At 56.3% G+C, this 16,969-nt stretch carries 13 protein-coding genes and 1 pseudogene; 6 read left to right on the forward strand and 8 right to left on the reverse strand.

All coding sequences use genetic code 11. From position 1 onward, the window contains the following. Nucleotides 1–32 precede the first annotated feature (32 nt). Entirely contained in the window at nt 33–1,100 is a 1,068-nt protein-coding gene (locus D8B20_RS18775) for an acyltransferase family protein (protein WP_145891140.1), read from the reverse strand. Between the two features lie 376 nt (nt 1,101–1,476). Then, nucleotides 1,477–2,019 carry a hypothetical protein gene (locus D8B20_RS18780; protein ID WP_145891142.1) on the reverse strand — a complete coding sequence of 181 codons (543 nt, stop codon included), beginning with the start codon at nt 2,017–2,019 and terminating at the stop codon, nt 1,477–1,479. 329 nt (nt 2,020–2,348) lie between these two features. Here D8B20_RS18780 and D8B20_RS18785 point away from each other — a divergent pair, with 329 nt between their 5' ends. Beyond that, nucleotides 2,349–3,344: a sensor domain-containing diguanylate cyclase gene (locus tag D8B20_RS18785; protein ID WP_145891144.1), complete on the forward strand. Its 996-nt coding sequence runs from the start codon at nt 2,349–2,351 to the stop codon at nt 3,342–3,344. Between the two features lie 85 nt (nt 3,345–3,429). Here the strand turns inward: D8B20_RS18785 and D8B20_RS18790 are convergent, their stop codons facing one another. Further along, nucleotides 3,430–4,365 (reverse strand): LysR family transcriptional regulator, encoded by a 936-nt coding sequence (locus D8B20_RS18790; protein WP_145891146.1) that lies wholly within the window; start codon nt 4,363–4,365, stop codon nt 3,430–3,432. A gap of 70 nt (nt 4,366–4,435) precedes the next feature. Here D8B20_RS18790 and D8B20_RS18795 point away from each other — a divergent pair. Both D8B20_RS18795 and D8B20_RS18800 read left to right on the forward strand, forming a co-directional pair. Beyond that, nucleotides 4,436–5,361 (forward strand): annotated as a pseudogene (locus tag D8B20_RS18795) (alpha/beta hydrolase). A 459-nt stretch (nt 5,362–5,820) separates the two neighbouring features. Then, entirely contained in the window at nt 5,821–7,479 is a 1,659-nt protein-coding gene (locus D8B20_RS18800; protein ID WP_145891148.1) for a methyl-accepting chemotaxis protein, read from the forward strand. A gap of 362 nt (nt 7,480–7,841) precedes the next feature. Here the strand turns inward: D8B20_RS18800 and D8B20_RS18805 are convergent, their stop codons facing one another. The 4 genes from D8B20_RS18805 to D8B20_RS18820 are packed head-to-tail and all read right to left on the reverse strand — an operon-like array spanning nt 7,842 to nt 11,820. Then, on the reverse strand, nt 7,842–9,155 hold the full coding sequence (locus D8B20_RS18805; protein WP_145891150.1) for an MFS transporter: 1,314 nt from the start codon (nt 9,153–9,155) through the stop codon (nt 7,842–7,844). Continuing rightward, nucleotides 9,142–9,783, reverse strand: a complete 642-nt coding sequence (locus tag D8B20_RS18810) for a DUF4286 family protein (protein ID WP_145891152.1) — start codon at nt 9,781–9,783, stop codon at nt 9,142–9,144. The genes D8B20_RS18805 and D8B20_RS18810 overlap by 14 nt, the downstream gene beginning before the upstream one ends. Beyond that, the gene (locus D8B20_RS18815) at nt 9,780–11,129 is read right to left on the reverse strand and encodes an amidase (RefSeq protein WP_145891154.1); all 1,350 of its coding nucleotides are present in this window, start codon (nt 11,127–11,129) and stop codon (nt 9,780–9,782) included. Before D8B20_RS18815 ends, D8B20_RS18810 begins: the two co-directional genes overlap by 4 nt. A 10-nt stretch (nt 11,130–11,139) precedes the next feature. Beyond that, entirely contained in the window at nt 11,140–11,820 is a 681-nt protein-coding gene (locus D8B20_RS18820; RefSeq protein WP_145891156.1) for a DUF2848 domain-containing protein, read from the reverse strand. 115 nt (nt 11,821–11,935) lie between these two features. Between D8B20_RS18820 and D8B20_RS18825 the strand changes: the two genes are divergently transcribed. Then, a complete protein-coding gene (locus D8B20_RS18825) occupies nt 11,936–12,610 on the forward strand; it encodes a GntR family transcriptional regulator (protein WP_145891158.1) in 675 nt (224 codons plus the stop codon). Here the strand turns inward: D8B20_RS18825 and D8B20_RS18830 are convergent. After that, the gene (locus D8B20_RS18830) at nt 12,600–13,640 is read right to left on the reverse strand and encodes a LacI family DNA-binding transcriptional regulator (RefSeq protein WP_145891160.1); all 1,041 of its coding nucleotides are present in this window, start codon (nt 13,638–13,640) and stop codon (nt 12,600–12,602) included. The genes D8B20_RS18825 and D8B20_RS18830 overlap by 11 nt on opposite strands. Nucleotides 13,641–13,867: 227 nt before the next feature. Here D8B20_RS18830 and ascF point away from each other — a divergent pair, with 227 nt between their 5' ends. Beyond that, on the forward strand, nt 13,868–15,328 hold the full coding sequence (ascF, locus tag D8B20_RS18835; RefSeq protein ID WP_145891162.1) for a PTS cellobiose/arbutin/salicin transporter subunit IIBC: 1,461 nt from the start codon (nt 13,868–13,870) through the stop codon (nt 15,326–15,328). 3 nt (nt 15,329–15,331) lie between these two features. After that, nucleotides 15,332–16,768 (forward strand): 6-phospho-beta-glucosidase, encoded by a 1,437-nt coding sequence (locus tag D8B20_RS18840; RefSeq protein WP_145891163.1) that lies wholly within the window; start codon nt 15,332–15,334, stop codon nt 16,766–16,768. Nucleotides 16,769–16,969 lie beyond the last annotated feature (201 nt).

Below are 16,969 nucleotides of genomic sequence, written 5' to 3' on the forward strand. Positions count from 1 at the left end.
CTGACAGCACAGGCGCTGGCGGAAGCCGGGCATTACCCTTCTGGTTTTGCCTGCACCGCCGGTGCGCGTTTTCCCTTCAGTGCAGCGCGCACCGCCGGTTCCGCATAGCGGGTGATCAGCCAGGCCACGGCACAGAGCGCACTGGCAATCAGCACCGGCATCAGCAGCATCAGCGCCTCACTCTTCACGTAGCGGTTGACTTTGATCAGCATCGCAATCATCAGATTTTCGTGAATCAGATACAGGGCATAACTGACAAAGCCGACCAGGGTGAAAAAGCGCAGTGAAAGGAAGGATTCAATGCGTTTTGAATAAAAGCTGACAATAAAGAACAGCATCACTGTCATCAGCGGGACAATTGCCAGCGCGCCGGTATTTTTGACGTAATAGCTCAGATTAATCACCACCGCGAGCGCCGTCAGCGCATAATGATAAATCCTGTCGCGGCCATGCAACCGTTCATATACCAGACAGCCCACCATAAACCAGGCATAATGAATAAATCCAAACTTGGAAATAATGTCAATCAGCAGTGGATATCCCAGCGATTTTAATACCGAGGAGGCTGAGAGCGCCAGCATTGGCACAATCAGCGCGGGCAGGCAATATTTCCGCCCGCAGGTGAAATAGACTGCGCCGACGATCAGATAAAACATTGCCTCAACGTAAAGTGACCAGAATGAACCCGCCATAGAGTGAAACTCAATACCGGTAAGCTGAGTCAGCGTTTCCGGATTAATAAAGATCAGCCCCGGTAGCAGGTTCTTTACATACGGCGTCATCAGCGACCATTCCGGGAAAAAGCCATCGGCAATAAACAGTAAGACGCTGGCGATGAGCATCGCCGGAAACAGCCGCAGCCAGCGCTTTTGCAGGAAACTGCTGTAGCTGTGGGATTTGTCCAGCGTCATAAAAATAACAAAGCCGGAGATCATAAAAAATAACTGCACGCCCACCCAGCCAAATGAAAATAAGGGGATATGCTGCGTTGCGGCAACAAAGGGTAAGAGTTCCGGCCAGCGCGCATAAGCGTGATAGGCAATGACCATCAGGATCGCTAATCCGCGCATCCCGTCAAGATGCGTAATACGTGGTTGCATAATTCCCTCAGGAATAATGAACAGAATGAGTAAAGCCAAATTAGCATTGACATAGATTTACAATCAATCAGACTAATTCTTAATTCGCGCAGCGGAATTAAACAGCGCAATAAATTAATTAGCCTGCTCACAATAAACCCTCTATCGGTCTGAAATCGCAGGCGGCGCTGAGGAGAAATCGGGCCCGGCATGACTGCCGGCACCCGTTACAGAAATTCTGACATACGCGTCGCGGCGGCACGACACCGGCCGTTAGCGCCACCCCGCTGCGGGTCAGACTGCTGACACGATGTCCGTCTGGCGCGGTCAACGCCTGTCACTGTTTACCCGCGGGGAATAAGCCGCAGCCGGTAAACCTTAAGACACCGCGCTGGCATCAGCGTTTATGACCCGGTATCGGATACATTAAGGTTAATGCCGGTGCATCGGGTAAGTGCCGGCCCGAACGGGCCAGCAGGTAGCCGGCAATCTCTTCCGCACTCAGTTCGTCATCGGCTAATTCCGGATTATCAAACCAGCTATCTGGCCAGAAAATAAGATCGGATGCATTAGCGTCAAAATTACACTCCAGCAATGAGAGGGCGTAGTCTTGCTCAGATTCAGCGCCTTCACAGTCGCAGATAAAGTTGACCGTCTGAATTAACTCTGCCCACGTAAAATCCGGATACAGCCGCGCCTGATTCAGGGCCGTCCGGGTAAAATCAATGGCGCTTGTCGAGGAAGGAAAATCCCTGAAATCCGCAAAATGCCACGGGTTTACCGTCTGACTGTTCCATTCGTTGATCATAGCGACCAGCGCGGGATCGTCATCAGCTGAACCTTGTTCGATTTTCGCCAGTATCCCTTCAGCCTTTTTGGCAAGTTCGCTGATCTTTTTAAGACTTACTTCTGGCGCTCTCATCCTTTCTGGTAACGGCATTTTGTTCATCCTTAAAAAATTAACCCGCTGGCGCCAGAATACGCCCCACGGTGTTGCTGTGCTATCACCTTTTACTGCTGGTGGCAAAACGCTATGGCGGGCGGATATCGTCTCACCTGTTCAGCGGAATAATGCTGATGCGCAGCGACAGAAAATGTCAGCGGGGGTGATCTCCCCTTTTGCCCCGCGCTTACCCCCATAATTCTTAGGTAATAACCATGCGTTACTGGCTTCATTCTGCACAGCAGGCGGAAGCAAAGAGGGTTATATTTTTTAAAAGCAATGACATTACTGACAATAATTTTGTATCTGCTGATGCTGAGGTAGAGATGAAACTTCCAGGTTTACCGGAAAATGAAGAAGCGCGACTGAAATCACTTTATATGATCGATCTGCTTGATACGCGGGATGATGAGCGGTTTGAAAGACTGACGCGTATCAGCCAGAAACTGTTTCAGGTGCCCATCGCCGTGATTAACCTGATCGATCGTGAGCGGCAATGGGCGCTGGCCTGTCAGGGGCTGGCCGGGCGGGAGCTGCCGCGCGATATTTCTTTTTGCGCCCATGCCATTCTGCAGGATGAACCGCTTATTCTGAACGATGCGCGTCAGGATGCGCGTTTCAGCGATAATCCGCTGGTCACCCAGGCTCCATTTATCCGGTTTTACGCAGGCTATCCGGTCCGTCTGCCGGATGGCGAAGTGGCCGGAACATTATGCCTGGCGGGCAGTGAACCCCGCGATTTCAGCGCAGAGGATATCGCGGCGATGAAGGACATTGCCTCCATTGTTGAAGATGAATTTGAAGTCATCAATATGGCGATGACTGACAGTCTCACGGAGCTTCGTAACCGGCGCGGTTTTTATAATATCGGTGAAAAGCGATTCCGTGAGCTTCAGCAGGCCGGTACGGCTTTCAGCATCCTCTATTTTGACCTCGATAAGTTCAAGCCGATTAACGATCTCTGGGGACATGCGGAAGGCGACGCGGTGCTGAAGGTGTTTGCTGACCAGTTGCGCCAGCTGCAGGGGCCGCAGGACGTGGCCGGCCGCATTGGCGGCGATGAGTTTGCCGTGCTGATTGCCGACAGCCATGAAGCGGTGGCGTTTCAGCAAAAACTGCGCGACAGCATAAATGCCTATAACGCCAGTTCAGGTAAGCCCTACAACATCAACTTCTCCTACGGCGTATTAAGCAGCAGCGCCGGCACCTATGGTTCACTGATGGAGATGATCAAAGAGAGTGACACTGTGATGTATTCGGAAAAGCGCAGAAAGAATCCGGGCGGCACTGCCAGCGGACCGCGAACACCCGATGCATCCTGAGCAATAACATCGCCAGCGGCGCAGGCCAGGGTGCGCTGCGCGGGAAAGCGGACTTTTGCAGCGGAACAGGGACGGGTTCCGCGTCTTACTGGGGAGCCAGAAAAGTTTTAAGCTTCTCTATGAAGGTGCGTACCCGCAAAGAGAGATGCCTGCGGCTGGGGTAAATGGCATGAATAGCCACGGTCTCGCCCTGTATCTCAGGGAACAGCTGAACCAGCCGGCCTGCTGAAATATCGTTCTTAACCATAAACGACGGCAAATAACCTACCCCCAGTCCGGCTATGGCGGCCTGGCGAATCGCATCACCACTGTCAAACCGTATAAGGTTGTTGCCGTTTATCGTCTCCGGTCTGCGATCCTTAGCAGAAAATGTCCATGCCGCAGAAGCGGGCCCCAGGCCATAAACGAGGCGACGATGATCTTTCAGGTCTGCCAGTGAGGCGGGCCATCCCCGGAGTTTAAGATAGTCAGGCGAGACAAAAAGCAGTGGCGAAGTTCTGTCAATCACCTGGGTGATGTATTGGTAGCTCGTGATGCCATTGCCTACCCGAATAGCCAGGTCGAACCCCTCTTCGGTCAGGTCGACAATCCTGTCGCTGAAGCTCACTTCAAGGTTAATGCCGGGGAAATGCTGTAAAAACTGCTCAACAAACGGCAATATTACCATCTTGCCGTACCCCTCTGACACCGTCAGTCTCAGAATGCCTCCCGGCAGGGGGTGATGTTGACGAACAACGGCTTCAGCCTCTTCGATATCCTCAAGAATCCTGCAGCAACGATGGTAAAAATCGAGCCCCTCCGTGGTAAGTGATAAGCGACGTGTAGTGCGCTGGAACAGCCGCGTTTCCAGGTAGGTTTCCAGGCGCGTCAGCGCCTTACCTGCTGCAGAGCGCGTTAACCCCATGGCTTTACCGCCCGCCACAAAACTCCCTGCATCGGCAACAGCAACAAAGATGCGTAACGTATTCATATCCAGCGCCGATCCCGGGAATGTCGGAGAAGCGATTTTCCTTCCAGTCATTGGGGAACCGTTTTCGTCAATTTATCTTTTAAAGTCGCATTGTAGAATTTCAATCGATGAGGGCTCAACGATGTTGTCGCAAAAGGCACAGAACGCTTTAGCGGGATGGTTAGAGGCTGCTGGTCCGGTTATTCAGAAAGTGTTTGCAGCGTCTGAAGATAGCTGGCCGCAGGTTCGTAAAAAATATATGCAGGGTATGGAAGCGATTTTCCCCCCCATCGAGGGTGTCACTTACAGAAACCTCCCGGCAGGTAATACCCCGGCAATGATCAGCGAAACGCGCGATGGTATTGAAGGCAGAGTCGTTTTATATATCCATGGTGGCGGTTATGTGCATGGCGGCGTTGAAGCCTATAAAGGATTCACAGGCCGTATAGCCAGAGATTTACAGGCCCGTGTTTATACGCCCGATTACAGGCAGGCACCTGAGTTTCCGTTTCCGCTGCCAATTGATGACGTCTTTTCATCTTATCGGGCACTTCTCGATAGCGGTATTGACCCGGAAAGCTTGTTCTTGCGGGAGATTCAGCGGGCGGCGCGCTGGTTGTGACGGTAATGCGCAAAGCACGCGATGCGGGTATTGCTTTACCTGCAGCGGCCGTGGCCATTTCCCCGTGGGCGGATCTCACCCACAGTGGCTTTTCAGCAACGACCCGTGAAGGAATTGATCCGCTTTGCAGCGTCGCGTTCCTCAACAAACTGGCTAAAACGTTTCTGGCGGGTGAGCGTCCTGCCCATCCTGATGCCTCTCCGGTTTATGCAGATGTGCACGGGCTCGCACCTACCCTTATCCAGATTGGCGAAAACGAGGTCATGCTGAGCGGGGCAATAAAACTTGCTGAGAATTTAGGCGAAGCACGCGTTCGGACGACACTTGAGGTCTGGCCTGGCATGTTTCACGTATGGCATTTACTGGCAGGCACGCTACCAGAAGCCGATCAGGCGTTGCGCAACGCGGTACGTTTCCTGGAAGATGCGCTGACAAAGGACAGATAACCGGGCGGTCGCAGGGCCATGCACGGTGCCAGCCATTTCAACATTAACTGTCATAAGCGCCCCGGCCTTCTGGGGCGCTTGTAGCGTTACAGCGCCTGCTGCGACGGCAACGTCTGACCTGCGTATAAACCCGACCGACCGGCGGGAAATAAACAGGCACAGACACGTTTGCTTACGATTAACGTTAATCGCAACGCCGGCGTTTTAAATGTGTTTTTGTGTTACATCCCAGGATAAAGTCCTGATGCCTTTATCTCAAATCCATGCGCATGTCCCTCAAAGACTTAAATATTATCTATTCAACAAACCCATAACATTATAAGCACACCACATTGGGTAGTGCATATTTCCAATCTATCAAGGTGGTCAGCTAAATATATTTCGCTGGGGATACATTAAAGTCATCCGTAACAACGTCGATAGTCACTTCGTTAATTTCAACATCCCATCAGGTTTCTTATGACTATTACACAGCGTTTGTTGCTGGCATTCTCTTTGCTGGCTTTATCACTGGTCTCGCTTGTCGCCGTATCACTTACGGTGATTTCAGGTTTCCAGTCGCGATTTGAATATGTTCAGGTTAATGCAATACCGAGTATCAAAGACCTGAATAAATCAATCAGCGATACTAATCAATTAGGCATTGCGCTTTATCGTTACCAGACGGCAGTAGACAGTGCTGAGCAGGAAGCAGCGGAAGAAAGAATCAACGCCCTGCTGAGCAAGCTCAAAGCGTTAACTGACTATTATATGGCGAATGATATCTCGAATGACGAAGATAAAAGTATGACCGAACAGGCATATCGTAATATCGATGCGGTTCGTGCTGCACTGCCCGCTTTTTACGCCGCGGCTAAAAGTCATGATAACGGATTATCACTCTCTTTACTGAGAGGTAAAGAAGGCGTCGGTGCCGCAACCCGTCATATGGAGTCCGCCTTCACCGATCAGATAGATTTAAACATTAAAGTCAGCGATGATTTAAGGAAAATAAATACGGGCATCTTCTCGCAGACTATCTGGATCATGTCACTTGCTTCGGCGCTGGTTATTATTCTGCTGGGGGCTTTTTCAGTAAGGATTATTCTTGGCATCCGGCGAAGCCTGTCTGGCATGAGAGCAACCATGTCCGAAGTCAGTAACAGCCTTGATCTGACGCGTACCGCCTCCGTGCTGAGAGATGATGAAATCGGCCAGACAGCGACCGCCTTTAATAACCTGCTAAGCAGAGTCTCAGCAACGCTGTTATCCGTCAATCATGCAGCCCAGTCCGTCAGCACCGGCTCGACGCAGATTGCAGCAGGAAACGAAGACCTTTCTTCACGTACCGAAGAGCAGGCAGCATCGCTTGAGCAGACGTCAGCCAGTATGGCCACCTTAAGTGATACCGTGCGCCAGAATGCGGAGGGTGCTGTTCAGGCAAGCGAGCTGGCAAATAATGCGAACCATCTGTCCCGCCAGAACGGCAGCGCAGTCAGCGAGATGCTGGAAACCATGTCCGATATTCGCGGAAGTTCCGCCAGGATTTCAGAGATCACCGGGCTTATTGAAGGTATTGCTTTCCAGACGAATATCCTGGCGCTTAACGCCGCCGTAGAGGCAGCGCGCGCAGGCGAGCATGGGCGCGGGTTTGCCGTCGTGGCGTCAGAGGTGCGCAATCTGGCGCAGCGTTCTTCTTCTGCTGCCCGGGAGATAAAAGAGCTGATCTCCGTGTCTGTTTCTCAGGTTGAACAGGGTGTGATGCAGGCCACGCACGTGGGCGGCAATACAGAAAACGTCAGCAACGCCATCCGGCAGGTTGCCGATTTAGTGAATGAGATCGCTGCGGCTACGTCTGAACAGAGTAAAGGCATTGAGCAGGTTCATCAGGCTATCGGACAAATGGATGAAGTGACACAGCAAAACGCGTCGCTGGTCGAAGAAGCCTCTTCTGCATCGAAATCATTGCAGGAACAGGCTGTAACGCTGTCACAGCTGGTTGCAACCTTTACCTTACACGAGCGCGCGCCTCAGGCGGCGGTTGCTGTAAACGTGCCGTCAGGCAGAACGCCGCGTCTTCCGAACAGCACGTTGGCTACGGCAGCCGGCGTCAGTGATGTGAACTGGGAAAAATTTTAACTCCGCCATTATCCCCGGCCAGGTTGTTGCGCGGAATGCGCTGTGATGGCAGCGCATTCCAGCCTGAGGCGATTTCTCCGGCGACATAAGGGTCGCCGGCAGGTTATAAACATTTTGCGCCGTCCGCTGTTCCTGTGTTTACCTTCATGCGCGTCCGCATTCTCCCGGTTTGTTCCGCTGGTCCCGGTTCACCCCCTCCCTCCCCGCAGTAACCTGCCGGCTGCAGTATATGTATGGCAACGGGTTTCTCCCTGCACGCGGCACAGACAGCTGAAACAAACGCAGCGCAATTTTGCATATTCTCAGGCGGCCGCCAGCCGCTGCCGCCTGAGACACTGACGCTGAAAGGTAATGACCGGAGGTTACAGCGGTTTATGCGCCGTTTCGCGCGCCTTCCACAGCGCAAACAGGGTAATGCCCAGCGCCAGGCTGACATACAGCGATACCCACAGCGTGCTGCCCAGTTCCCGGTAGAGCGAGGTGATAATCAGCGGCGCAAAACCGCCACCAATAATCCCCGCCAGCGTATAGGCCAGCGACGAACCGGCGTAACGCACGTGGCTGGGAAACTGTTCAGTCACAAAGGCTGCCTGCGGTCCGTACATCATGGCGTGAATCAGCAGGCCCGCCACCACCGCCAGCACAATCAGCGCCGGCTGCGTGCTATCCAGCAAGACGAAAAAGACAAATGACCAGACAATCGCCAGCAGCGCACCGGCGATGTATACCGGACGACGCCCGAGGCGGTCCGACAGCGCGCCAAACAGCGGCACCGTCAGCGCATTACCGATGGCACCGAGCATGGTGGCCATCAGCGCCAGCGGGCGCGGCAGCTGCAGTACCGTGGTCACATACGTCAGCGTAAACACCACCACCAGCGCATACAGCACATCGGAACCGATGCGCGATCCGCCGGCAATCAGCAGTTCGCGCGGATAGCGTAAAAACACCTCTTTCAGCGGCGTGTGGGTGGTTTTTTCCGCCTGCTGCATGGCAACAAAGGTCGGGGTTTCCTCCACGCCACGCCGCAGCCAGAGTCCAAACATTACCAGTAATAGGCTGAGCAGAAAGGGAATACGCCAGCCCCATGCCTGAAACTGCTCGCTACTGAGTGACACCGTCACTAACGTGATAAAACCGGTCCCGATCAGCGTGCCGCAGGATGGCCCGACCTGCGCGAACGAGGCATTACGGCCGCGCTTGCGGGCGTCACCATGCTCCATCGATAACAACACCGCACCTGCCCACTCGCCGCCCAGCGCAATGCCCTGAATAAAGCGCAGCGCCACCAGCAGTACCGGACTCCAGATGCCCCACACCGCATAGCCCGGCAGCAGCCCCATCAGCGCCGTGGTAATCCCCATGATCACCAGCGTGGTGACCAGCACCGCTTTGCGCCCCGCCACATCCCCCAGATGGCCAAAGACAAAGCCGCCCACCGGGCGCGACACATAGCCGACCGCATAAGTAGAGAACGCCAGAATAGTCCCCACCAGCGGATCAAAGCTGGGGAAAAACACGTGGTTGAACACCAGCGCCGCCATAATGTTGTAGACGGTGAAGTCGTACCATTCCAGCGCGGTACCAATCGAACTGGCCGCCGCCAGCCGGCCGGTTTTGCTGCTGCTCACCTGCCCGCGTGCCGCGGTCTGCAGCGTAGAATCAGTGTTCGCCATGGGCCATCTCCTGTTTGGTTAACTGCCAGCTCAGCGCATACAGCTGCGCATCGCCGTTCAGCGCGTCTGCCGCCTGCGCAGCCAGCGTCTGACACGTCTGCGCATCCGAACAGTGCAGCAGCAGCATCGGCTGCATGGCGCGGGGCGCGCGGGGCTCACGCGGCAGCGGTGTGCTGAGCGTGACATCCGGCGTCAGCAGGCGCGAGGCAATATAGCCCGGCGTCTGCTGTACCCCGCTTTGCCATTGCTGCAGCGCTGCACGCTCCATGCCAGCCTGCAGCGTCAGCACGGCAAGATGGCTGCCGGTGCCCTGGCCATGCTGATGGCTGATGGCGCAGACGCGGCGCATCGGATTCACCATCTTGTCGAGGTTATTCACAGACCACGCGGTCTGTCGGGTAAAGGCCGCGAAATAATCAGCCCCGGTAAAGGTGTCCAGCGATTCCGTTTCATACAGCCCCAGATAGCGGCGTTCCGCTGACAGCGCCTGATAGCGCGTCCCGCTGAGAAACCCCGGGATCGCCACGCGCTCCGCGACGTGTTCATGGTCATACCAGAGATTGAAATCGGCTTCGTCTTCGGCGGCGATATGCGTAGCGACAAATAACATGCCGTGAGGAATAGTCATGAACAGAGACTCCGTTGCAGGGTGGATTCAAGGGTAACGGCCCAGCTCAGCAGCGCCGCATCATGGCCGTGGGCGGCGGCCAGCATCAGCCCCACCGGCGCAGAGCCGGGTTGATGGCAGGGTAAGGAGATGGCGCAGCCATCCAGCATGTTGATCACGCTGGTGTTGCGCAGCATCAGCAGGTTGACCTGACGATAACGTTCGCTATCGTCGAGTTCGGCGATGCGCGGCGCCACCATCGGTACGGTCGGCATCAGCACGCCGTCAAAGGGGGCGATGGCCTGCTCCACGCGCTGTCGCCAGTGCGCGCGCTGCGCGTACAACTGCTGTGCGTCAGCCTCACTCAGCGCGCTGCCACGCTGGATGCGGACCAGCACCTGCGGATCGTACTGCGCAGCGGCGCGCTGCACGTGCGCCTGATGCCACTGCCAGGCTTCCCACGCGGTAATGCCGCCGCGCGCGTTCAGGGTGTCCAGTTCTGCCAGCTCAGGCAGCGGCAGTGCCTCCAGCCTGACGCCCTGCGCCTGCAATATGGCCAGCGCCCGCTGCCATGCGGCGCGCACATCGGTGTCCAGCCCATCCAGCACCCGGGTTTGCGGAACCGCAAAACGCGCCTGTCGGAGATCGCGGCCTTGCAGCTTCAGCGGCTGCTCAGCAATCACGCTGTCCAGTAGTGCGCAGCTGCGCACGTCGTGGGCAATGACGCCAATGCTGTCAAGCGACGTCGCCAGCGGCAGCGTGCCGTGCTGCAGAATCCGGCTGGCGCTGGGTTTGAAGCCGGTCAGCCCGCACAGTGCCGCCGGGATACGCACCGAACCGCCGGTGTCCGTGCCTACCGCACCCAGACACATGCCGTCAGCGACGGCCACCGCCGCACCCGAGGAAGAGCCGCCCGGTATGCGCCCCTCCTCCCGTCGCCACGGATTCGCCGGGGTGCCATAGTGCGGATTGATACCGAGGCCAGAGAAGGCAAACTCTGTCATCGTGGTTTTGCCGACGATGGCCGCGCCGGCCTGCTTTAACCGCATAATCACATGGGCGTCCTGGGTCGCGGCGGGAGCCGCTTCCAGCAGGCGCGAACCGGCCCGCGTGGTTTCGCCTGCCACATCAAAGAGATCCTTGATGCTGATCGGCAGCCCGTCTATCGCACTGCGGGCGTGCTGCTGTTGCCAGCGGGTGCTGGCCTGCTGCGCCTGCTGTTGTGCCTGCGTGGCATAAACCTGCGTAAAGGCGCGTACGCCCTCGCCTGCGGCGTCGTCAATCGCCCGCAGCGCCTGCTGCGTCAGGGTCAGGGCATCGGTTTCTCCGGCGCGTAACTGCTGGCTGGCCTGCCATAAAGTTGTCATCGCGCGCTCCTCAGGCAACAACCGGCAGTGCGGTTGTGGTGTAAGCGTGTTCCAGCGTGCGGTTCAGCACCGGATCGTGCAGCGCCATCCGGAACTGGCTGGCGGGCCGGATACCGCCCAGCGCGCTCAGGGTGCCGCATGACATCGCGAAACCTTCAGGGACGGGCTGCCCGGCAAAATAGCGCTGCAGTAAATCATCCAGTGTCAGCAGTGCAGCCAGCGTCCCCTGCTGATAAGTTACCCAGTCGCCGTTGACATGAATCCACGCGCGCAGCTCCAGCCGATCCCAGTGCGCCCGCACGTCAGCCATCCGCCACGCCTGCTGCGCCACCGGCTTGACGCAGGCCTGCTTCGACAGCGCCACGCTGAAGGTTTCCAGATGGCGGTCGGTGTGATCGGATACCAGCGAAACCCAGTATTCACCGCGATGAAAAAAGACGAACGGCTCGGCTTCACCCGACGTCTGGTCACCCACGACTTCCAGCGCGCTTTGCTGGCTAAGCTGCTGAACAGCAACCCGGTAGAACAGCGGTACTGCACCAGGCGCGGGCACGCCCAGCGCTGCCAGTTCCCTGATATGGTGCAGCACGGCGTCCCGATCGCGCCCGACCCAGCCGGCGATCACCAGTTGAGTCACCTCGAAATCCAGCACGGCCGCGCCGTTACTGTCGGTGTTAAAGCGTAAATGCATAGCATGGGCTCCCGTTTGAAAAATTCGTGTGAAATTTCACTGCAATTTCAAGATAGCCATTTTCATGCCAGGTTTTTGTGTAAGATGTCTCAGTACCCCACAAAGGATTTGCGTGATGAGTGATTCAATTGCTGAAAATGTGAGCCAGACAACCTTGCCTAAAAACGTGTCGCTGAATGAACAGGCCTATCTGGCCTTCCGGCACCGTCTGATTACGCTGCGCTATAAGCCAGGGGAGTATCTCAATACGGCACAGGTGATGGAGGATTTGGCGATGGGCCGCACGCCGGTGAATCAGGCGGTGCATCGGCTGGCCACGGAAGGATTGCTGCGCATTATTCCACGCAAAGGGGTGATGGTGGCACCGCTGTCGATGGATGATGCGCTGGAGTTAACCGAAGTGCGGCTGGTAAATGAAGCATTGTGTGTGCGACTGGCGACACAGCGCGTCAATCCGGTGCAGATCACCGCTTTGCGCGCGCTGAACCAGCGCATTGCTGCCGCCGGCAACGCGCGCGATCGCGAACAAATGATGCTGCTGGACCGGGAATTTCATCAGATGCTGGCCGACATCGCCGGCAACAGCCGTCTGTCTGATATCCTCAGCATCATTCATGCCCAGGCACAGCGCTTCTGGGCCACGACGCTCTCCAGCGCGCAGCATATGCAGGCGGTGATCGCGGAACATGAAGCGATTATCGCGGCGCTGGAGCAGGGAGAGAGTACCCAGGCAGAGGCAGCAGCCCGCGCACATATTTTGTCTTTTAAGCAGGCATTGCTTAACTACTGATTGGCTGCGGGCCCGGCGCCGATGCCGGGCCCGGTCCGATCGATTCCCGCACGATCAGCTCGCCGGTAAAGGTTTTCCGGTTGCGCATTTCACCGCCGTCCAGCATGGAGATCAGACGTTCTATGGTTTCCTGAATCATGGCCGTCACCGGCATCTTCACGCTGGAGAGCGCCGGCACGGTATAGGGTGCCAGCGGAATATCGTCAAAGCCCAGCACCGATACCTGCTGCGGCACGCGGATGTGGTGTGCAGCCAGCGCCTTCAGCGCGCCAACCGCCATATCATCATTGCTCGCCACGATGGCGCTGAAGCGACTGCCCTGCGCCAGTAAGGTTTCCACCGCCGCCACGCCCTGCTGTGCCTGCCATTTGCCGCCGATAATCAGTGATTCCTTTACCGGAATCTGATGCTGCGTCAGCGCAGCGCGATAGCCCGCCAGCCGCTCGCGGCCGGTCGGAGAATCAAGTGAACCGGTGATAAAGGCAATATCACGGTGCCCGCGCGCGATCAGTTCGGCAACGGCAGCGGTGCTGGTCTGCTGCTGATCGGAATAAATACAGTAACTGTCATGCTGGCGCAGCCGACGGTTGATGACCAGAATCGGGTGTTTGTGCTGCGCAATAATGCTGTCCATCTCATCGGTGGTGAGAAAGCGCGGATAGATGATTACGCCGTCGCAGCGGAGATCGAGCAGGAACTGAATAGCCGCCTTTTCCTCTTCGGCGCTGTGTTTACCATCCACCAGTAACAGCTGGCGGCCCTGCTGTTCCAGCATACGCGCGGAGTGCTGCATCAGCTCGGTAAAATAGCTGCCGGTATACAGGGTGTTGGTGATCACCAGTCCAATGGTCTGACTGGATTTGGTGGCCAGATTGCGTGCCAGCAGATTGGGCCGGAAGCCGGTTTCAGCAATCGCCTGATAGACCTGCTGACGCTTCTCTTCACTGACATAACCGTTGCCGGACAGGACGCGTGACACTGTCGCTTTTGATACGCCCGCCCGTTTTGCCACCTCAAGTATGGTTGTCATGCTTCACTCTGATTAACCTGCAATGCCAGTCAGTGTACCTAAGCAATGAAAATGGCGGGAATTTTTTCGCTTTTGCCGCAGCGACCACTTTCGACCTCGATCACAATTTCGTTATTTTCATTTTAAATTGCTTGTCTGCCATCTCTGTGTTGTTCATGATTTTGTGAAACCGGTTTCTCATAAACTCATAACAGTTGCCTCTCCCCTGCAAAAAGAGATACCCCTTTATGGCGAACAACTATGCTCAGACCGCGCCCGCGATCGTGGCGGCACTCGGCGGTTTCGATAATATTGAGGCGGTAACCCACTGCATGACGCGGTTACGCTTTGTGCTCAAAGATAGCGCGCGTGTTGATAACGCCCGCCTGAAGGCCATCCCCGGCGTGATGGGCGTGGTACATACTGATACGCAGTGTCAGGTGATTATCGGAAATAACGTTAACCTGGCGTACCAGGCCGTGCTGCAGCTTGGCATGCCGGAAAGCGGCGGCTCGCCTGATGTACCGCTAAAGCGCAAGCTCACCCTGCGCAGCATCGGTGCCGGTATTCTGGATTCGCTGGTGGGCACCATGTCTCCGCTGATTCCGGCGATCATTGGCGGGTCGATGGTGAAGCTGCTGGCAATGGTGCTGCTGATGAGCGGCGTGCTGGAAAAAAGCTCCTCCACGCTGATTATTCTGAATGCCATCGGCGACGGTGCCTTTTTCTTCCTGCCGGTGATGGTGGCCGCCTCTGCCGCGCTGAAATTTAAAACCAACCTGTCACTGGCCATCGCCATCGCCGGTGTGCTGGTGCATCCGGCCTTTATCGATCTGATGGCCAAAGCGGCGCAGGGCCAGGCCGTGACCTTTGCCGGCATTCCGGTTACCGCCGTGAAGTACACTTATACCGTGATTCCGGCGCTGGTGATGACATGGATTTTGTCGCATATCGAATACTGGGTAGATCGCTTCACGCCCGCCGTGACCAAAAATTTCCTGAAACCGATGTTAATCGTGCTGATTGCCGCGCCGATTGCCATTGTGCTGATTGGGCCGCTGGGGATCTGGATCGGCAGCGGGATTTCCGCGCTGGTGTATACCATTCACGGCTATCTCGGCTGGCTATCCGTGGCAATTATGGGCGGCCTGTGGCCGCTGCTGGTGATGACCGGGATGCATCGCGTGTTCACGCCGACCATTATTCAGACCATCGCTGAAACCGGCAAAGAGGGCATGGTGATGCCTTCGGAAATTGGAGCCAATCTGTCACTGGGCGGTTCATCGCTGGCAGTGGCGATCCGTACTAAGAATCCGGAACTGCGTCAGACCGCCTTTGCCGCGGCGGCATCGGCTATCGTGGCGGGCATTTCAGAACCGGCGCTGTATGGCGTCGCGGTGCGGCTGAAACGTCCGCTGATTGCCAGCCTGATCAGCGGTTTTATCTGCGGCGCGGTGGCCGGTGTGGGCGGCCTTGCCAGCCACTCTATGGCGTCGCCCGGTTTGTTCACCAGCGTGCAGTTTTTTGATCCGGCTAACCCGATGAGCATTGTCTGGGTAGGCGGCGTCATGCTGCTTTCGGTGGTGCTGTCATTTGTGCTGACGTTAATTCTTGGTTTTGAAGATATTCCGGTGGCGCAGCCGGCCACGCCGGCCGAAGCGGCTAAGCCGGTCAGCACCCGCGCAATTTATGGACGGCAATTGAGGTGATGTATGTCTGAAGTGACATTTCCTGAGGGATTTTTATGGGGCGGCGCACTGGCCGCCAATCAGTCAGAGGGGAGTTATCGCGCCGGCGGTAAGGGCCTGACCACCGTAGATATGATCCCGCTGGGCGCGCACCGCATGCCGGTGAAACTGGGGCTGGAAAAGCGCTTCACCCTGCGCGACGACGAATATTATCCCAGCCATGACGCCATCGAATTTTATCAGCGCTACAAACAGGATATCGCGCTGATGGCAGAGATGGGGTTTACCGTGTTTCGCACCTCTATCGCATGGAGTCGAATTTACCCCAACGGCGATGAAGCGGAGCCGAATGCAGAAGGCATTGCCTTTTACCGCAGCGTATTTGAAGAGTGCCGCAAATATGGCATCGAACCGCTGGTCACGCTGTGTCATTTTGATGTGCCGATGCATCTGGTGACGGAATACGGTTCATGGCGTAACCGCAAAATGATCGCGCTGTTTGCCCGCTACGCCCGCACCTGCTTTGAAGCCTTTGACGGGCTGGTAAAATACTGGCTGACGTTCAATGAGATTAACATTCTGCTGCACAGCCCGTTCTCGGGTGCCGGCCTGGTGTTTGAAGCGGACGAAAATCCTGAACAGGTTAAATATCAGGCGGCGCACCATGAGCTGGTGGCCAGTGCGCTGGTAACGAAAATCGCCCACGAGGTCAATCCGGCCAACCAGGTTGGCTGCATGCTGGCCGGTGGCAACTTCTATCCGTGGTCATGCAAGCCGGAGGATGTCTGGGCCGCCCTGCAGAAGGATCGGGAAAATCTGTTCTTTATTGATGTGCAGGCGCGCGGCAGCTACCCGGCTTATGCCGCGCGCCTGTTCCGCGAAAAGGGTATCGAGATAGCCATGCAGCCGGAAGACGCGGATATCCTGCGCCATACGGTCGATTTTATCTCCTTCAGCTACTACGCCTCACGCTGCGCATCTGCGGATATGACGGCACAGAACAGCAGCGCCGCCAACGTCGTGAAATCGCTGATTAACCCGCACCTTACGCGCAGCGACTGGGGCTGGGGTATCGACCCGCTCGGCCTGCGCATTACCATGAACATGATGTATGACCGCTATCAGAAGCCGCTGTTTCTGGTAGAAAACGGCCTGGGTGCCCGCGATGAGCTGACGGCAGACGGGCAGATCAATGACGATTACCGTATTGATTATCTGCGACAGCATATTCAGGCCATGGGCGAAGCCATTGCCGATGGCATTCCGGTTATCGGCTACACCACCTGGGGCTGTATTGATCTGGTGGCCGCCTCCACGGGCGAGATGAGCAAGCGCTACGGGTTTGTCTATGTTGATCGCGACGATCTGGGTCGCGGCACACTTGAGCGCATCCGCAAAAAGTCCTTCTGGTGGTATCAGCAGGTGATTGCCAGCAACGGCAGCAATCTGCACAGTGAGTGACATCCCGGCAGCGCACTGCGCTGCCTTTTTATGCTGTTAAGCGGCTGCAATGCCCGTCATCGCTGGCGCGATGCGCCGCTCGCCCCGCCCCGTCAATACTCTTTTTAGCCCCGTGATGGTACTATTTGCGCCCTGCTGTTCAGAGATGGCGCTATGTTACGTAAATCGTTTTCCGCACCTGTACCCGACCTCCGGTTGTAT

The organism is Candidatus Pantoea soli, from assembly GCF_007833795.1.
GTDB lineage: Bacteria > Pseudomonadota > Gammaproteobacteria > Enterobacterales > Enterobacteriaceae > Pantoea > Pantoea soli.

Excerpts from the sequence above, each read along its gene's own strand:
- D8B20_RS18775 (WP_145891140.1), bottom strand. The coding sequence starts at position 1,100 with ATGCAACCACGTATTACGCATCTTGACGGGATGCGCGGATTAGCGATC.
- D8B20_RS18780 (WP_145891142.1), bottom strand. The coding sequence starts at position 2,019 with ATGCCGTTACCAGAAAGGATGAGAGCGCCAGAAGTAAGTCTTAAAAAG.
- D8B20_RS18785 (WP_145891144.1), top strand. The coding sequence starts at position 2,349 with ATGAAACTTCCAGGTTTACCGGAAAATGAAGAAGCGCGACTGAAATCA.
- D8B20_RS18790 (WP_145891146.1), bottom strand. The coding sequence starts at position 4,365 with ATGACTGGAAGGAAAATCGCTTCTCCGACATTCCCGGGATCGGCGCTG.
- D8B20_RS18800 (WP_145891148.1), top strand. The coding sequence starts at position 5,821 with ATGACTATTACACAGCGTTTGTTGCTGGCATTCTCTTTGCTGGCTTTA.
- D8B20_RS18805 (WP_145891150.1), bottom strand. The coding sequence starts at position 9,155 with ATGGCGAACACTGATTCTACGCTGCAGACCGCGGCACGCGGGCAGGTG.
- D8B20_RS18810 (WP_145891152.1), bottom strand. The coding sequence starts at position 9,783 with ATGACTATTCCTCACGGCATGTTATTTGTCGCTACGCATATCGCCGCC.
- D8B20_RS18815 (WP_145891154.1), bottom strand. The coding sequence starts at position 11,129 with ATGACAACTTTATGGCAGGCCAGCCAGCAGTTACGCGCCGGAGAAACC.
- D8B20_RS18820 (WP_145891156.1), bottom strand. The coding sequence starts at position 11,820 with ATGCATTTACGCTTTAACACCGACAGTAACGGCGCGGCCGTGCTGGAT.
- D8B20_RS18825 (WP_145891158.1), top strand. The coding sequence starts at position 11,936 with ATGAGTGATTCAATTGCTGAAAATGTGAGCCAGACAACCTTGCCTAAA.
- D8B20_RS18830 (WP_145891160.1), bottom strand. The coding sequence starts at position 13,640 with ATGACAACCATACTTGAGGTGGCAAAACGGGCGGGCGTATCAAAAGCG.
- ascF (WP_145891162.1), top strand. The coding sequence starts at position 13,868 with ATGGCGAACAACTATGCTCAGACCGCGCCCGCGATCGTGGCGGCACTC.
- D8B20_RS18840 (WP_145891163.1), top strand. The coding sequence starts at position 15,332 with ATGTCTGAAGTGACATTTCCTGAGGGATTTTTATGGGGCGGCGCACTG.